Origin of the sequence: Sphingopyxis sp. BSNA05 (assembly GCF_013265645.1) — a bacterium.
GTDB lineage: Bacteria > Pseudomonadota > Alphaproteobacteria > Sphingomonadales > Sphingomonadaceae > Parasphingorhabdus.
Genome location: NZ_PYIA01000069.1, coordinates 1 through 3267, shown reverse-complemented (window position 1 = coordinate 3267; position 3267 = coordinate 1). Strand labels below are relative to the sequence as shown.

4 protein-coding genes are annotated in these 3267 nt (G+C 59.1%); 3 read left to right on the top strand and 1 reads right to left on the bottom strand.

Features of this window, described 5'->3' with window-relative positions:
- From C8024_RS07670 to C8024_RS07660, 3 genes are all read left to right on the top strand, one after another.
- Window positions 1-730 (top strand): amidohydrolase family protein (locus C8024_RS07670; RefSeq protein WP_173203887.1); only part of this gene is annotated, 730 nt, incomplete at its 5' end.
- A gap of 183 nt (window positions 731-913) precedes the next feature.
- The gene (locus tag C8024_RS07665; RefSeq protein ID WP_173203886.1) at window positions 914-2062 is read left to right on the top strand and encodes an acyl-CoA dehydrogenase family protein; all 1149 of its coding nucleotides are present in this window, start codon (window positions 914-916) and stop codon (window positions 2060-2062) included.
- Window positions 2062-2889, top strand: a complete 828-nt coding sequence (locus C8024_RS07660; RefSeq protein ID WP_173203885.1) for a MaoC family dehydratase N-terminal domain-containing protein — start codon at window positions 2062-2064, stop codon at window positions 2887-2889. Before C8024_RS07665 ends, C8024_RS07660 begins: the two co-directional genes overlap by 1 nt.
- Here C8024_RS07660 and C8024_RS20145 read toward each other — a convergent pair.
- Window positions 2864-3267, bottom strand: a 404-nt coding sequence (locus tag C8024_RS20145) for a hypothetical protein (RefSeq protein WP_217272075.1), incomplete at its 5' end; no start/stop codon positions are given. The two genes, C8024_RS07660 and C8024_RS20145, sit on opposite strands and share 26 nt — an antisense overlap.

The window sequence follows — 3267 nt, the reverse complement described above, 5'->3', positions numbered from 1 at the left end:
CGCCGGGCCGGATATGCTCTTTGCCTTGCGCGACCATCTCGGTTTTGATCGCAATGTGATCGTCCAGGCCAGTTGCCACGGCACCGACAACAGCGCCACTCTGGATGCCATCGCCAAGTCGAACGGCAAGGCGCGCGGCGTCGCCGTGGTCGATCCGGATATCAGCGATGCCGACCTTGCAGCGCTGCACGAAGGCGGCATCCGCGCCGTTCGCTTCAATTTCCTCAAGCGCCTTGTCGACAATGCGCCCAAGGACAAGTTTCTCGAAGTCGCCGGCCGTCTGCCCGCGGACTGGCATGTCGTGATCTATTTCGAGGCCGACATATTGAACGAGATGCGCGCCTTCATCGACGCGATACCTGTGCCGGTGGTGATCGACCATATGGGCCGACCCGATGTCAGTCAGGGGCCCGACGGACCGGAGATGAAAGCCTTCCGGACCTTGCTCGATTCCCGCCCCGATATCTGGTTCAAGGCCACCTGCCCCGACCGGCTCGATGCAAGCGGTGATCCGTGGTATGACTTTGCCACAGCGGTCCGGCCGCTGGTCGAGGACTATCAGGATCGCGTGATATGGGGCACCGACTGGCCCCATCCCAATATGCAATCGAACATCCCCGACGACGGGCATCTGGTCGATATGATCCCGAGGATTGCGGTGACCGAAGAACTCCAGCGCAAGCTGCTCGTCGCCAATCCGATGCGGCTCTACTGGCCGGAGACCATCTGACGAGCGGCCTCATGTCTGTCGCCGGACCGGTCATCGCGTGATTGGCGGTTGATCTTCCGGCCAAGTTCGTTTCAATCATGATCGAAGACCGCAGCCTGTGGCTGTCCGGGGCTGATGGCTTTTGCGAGCGGTGCCGGGTGTCAGGACGGTTGCCAACAATACAGGATTGAAGGACAGGAATGCATGCAGGATTACAGTGAGATACGCGATGAAGTTGCCAAGCTTTGCCAGAAATTCCCGGGCGAATATTGGCGCGCCCGTGACAAGTCACGTGAATATCCGTCCGATTTTGTCGCGGCTCTTGGTGACGCTGGCTATCTTGCAGCCCTGATCCCCGAAGAATTTGGCGGCGCCGGATTGCCGATTTCGGCAGCGGCGGCGATCCTCGAGGAAATTCAGGCGCAGGGCTGCAACGGCGGCGCGGTGCACGCGCAAATGTATATCATGGGCACGATGCTCCGCCACGGATCGGACGAGCAGAAATCCCAATATCTGCCGAAGATCGCCACCGGCGAATTGCGCCTGCAGGCCTTTGGCGTGACCGAGCCGACCAGCGGAACCGATACGCTGGCGCTGAAGACCGTCGCCAAGCGCGACGGCGATGATTATGTCATCAACGGCCAGAAATTATGGACCAGCCGGGCCGAGCATAGCGACCTGATGCTGTTGCTCGCCCGCACGACACCGCGCGATCAGGTCGCCAAACGCACCGACGGCCTGTCGGTTTTTCTCGTCGACATGAACGCGGCGCTCGGCAAGGGTCTCACCATCCGGCCGATCGACACGATGATGAACCACAGCACCACCGAATTGTTCTTCGACAATATGCGCGTGCCGGCCGCCAATCTGATCGGCGAGGAAGGCAATGGCTTTCGCTATATCCTCTCCGGCATGAACGCCGAGCGGCTGCTGATCGCTGCGGAATGTATTGGTGACGCCAAATGGTTCATCGAGAAGGCGACCGCTTACGCCAAGGAACGGGTCCTGTTCGACCGGCCGATCGGCCAGAACCAGGGCGTGCAATTTCCGATCGCCCGCGCCTATGCGCAAATGCGCGCCGCCGAATTGCTGGTCCACGAAGGCCTGCGCAAATATGAAGCCGGCGAAAATTGCGGTGAGGAAGCCAATATGGCCAAGATGCTCGCCGCCGACGCCAGCTGGGCAGCGGGCGAGGCCTGTGTCCAGACCCATGGCGGCTTCGGCTTTGCCGCAGAATATGATGTCGAGCGCAAGTTCCGCGAGACAAGGCTCTATCAGGTCGCCCCGATCAGCACCAATATGATCCTGTCCTATGTCGCCGAACATGTGCTGGGTCTGCCGAGGAGCTATTGATGGCCGACTGGGCAGACTGGATCGGCAAAAGCGAGACGCGCCACGACGTGATAACGCCGGGTCTGCTGCAACGCTTTTGCGCGACAATCGATATGCCCGTCACCGACGACATTCCACAGGGATTGCACTGGTGCCTGTGCCTGCCTGATGCGCCGACTGCGGAACTGGCAGAAGATGGCCATCCCGCAAAAGGCGGCTTCCTCCCGCCGATTCCCCTGCCCCGCCGGATGTGGGCGTCGAGTAATGTGTCTTTCGAACATGCGCTGCAACTGGGTGATGAGATCACGCGCGTGTCGACCGTGGCCAGCATTGACGAGAAATCGGGCAAGTCTGGCGATCTGGTCTTTGTTGCTTTCGATCATGAAACGCGCGTCGGTGAACGGGTGGCGATCAGGGAACGGCAGAATATCGTCTATCGCGAGCCAGCGACCACCGCAGCACCGGCCAGGGTGGCCGGCCACGAAACTCCAGACCTCAGCGGTTGGACGTGGCAGCAGACAATCATGTCGTCCGAACCATTATTATTCCGCTATTCCGCCCTGACCTTCAACAGCCACCGCATCCATTATGACCAGCCCTATGCGATGCAGGAAGAAGGCTATCCCGGCCTTGTCGTGCAAGGCCCGCTGATGGCGACATTATTGCTCAATCTGGCCGCAAGCGAACTGGGAGCAAACAGGCTCTCGAGCTTTTCCTTTCGTGGACAGGCGCCCGCCTTCGCCAATGCCGCTATATATCTCGTCTGCAAACAGGAGGGCGAGGCTATTACGCTCGCCGTGATTGGCGATGACGGCAAAGAGATCATGAGCGCGCAGGCGGCAATCTAGGGACCGCCTCTGCAAACTTTACAGCAGCGCGCCTTTTTCTTTTCTGTGACCTTTGCCCCAAATCTGCAAAATTCCGGCGCTTTTCAATTAACAACATGGCGCCGAGTGTGACCTTTGGATCAGCGGCGAATTTCGGCCGACTGTGAGCACTGAGTGATGTCCTTTCGTCTGTATCCAGAATGTCAAAGAGCCTAACGGTTGCGAGAATAAGCGATCCGGCACGGTGTAGGAAAGCGCTTTTGCGGGCGTGGATTTTGGAAACTGAGGTGGCGGGAATATTGTTGTACTTTCCGGGTAACAGGACAATATTCTTATATGGGTAATCGAACACTCTCCGTTCGTGCTGAGCCTGTCGAAGCACGGTTGCGCGCACTCGTC

Excerpts from the sequence above, each read along its gene's own strand:
- C8024_RS07660 (WP_173203885.1), top strand. The coding sequence starts at position 2,062 with ATGGCCGACTGGGCAGACTGGATCGGCAAAAGCGAGACGCGCCACGAC.
- C8024_RS07665 (WP_173203886.1), top strand. The coding sequence starts at position 914 with ATGCAGGATTACAGTGAGATACGCGATGAAGTTGCCAAGCTTTGCCAG.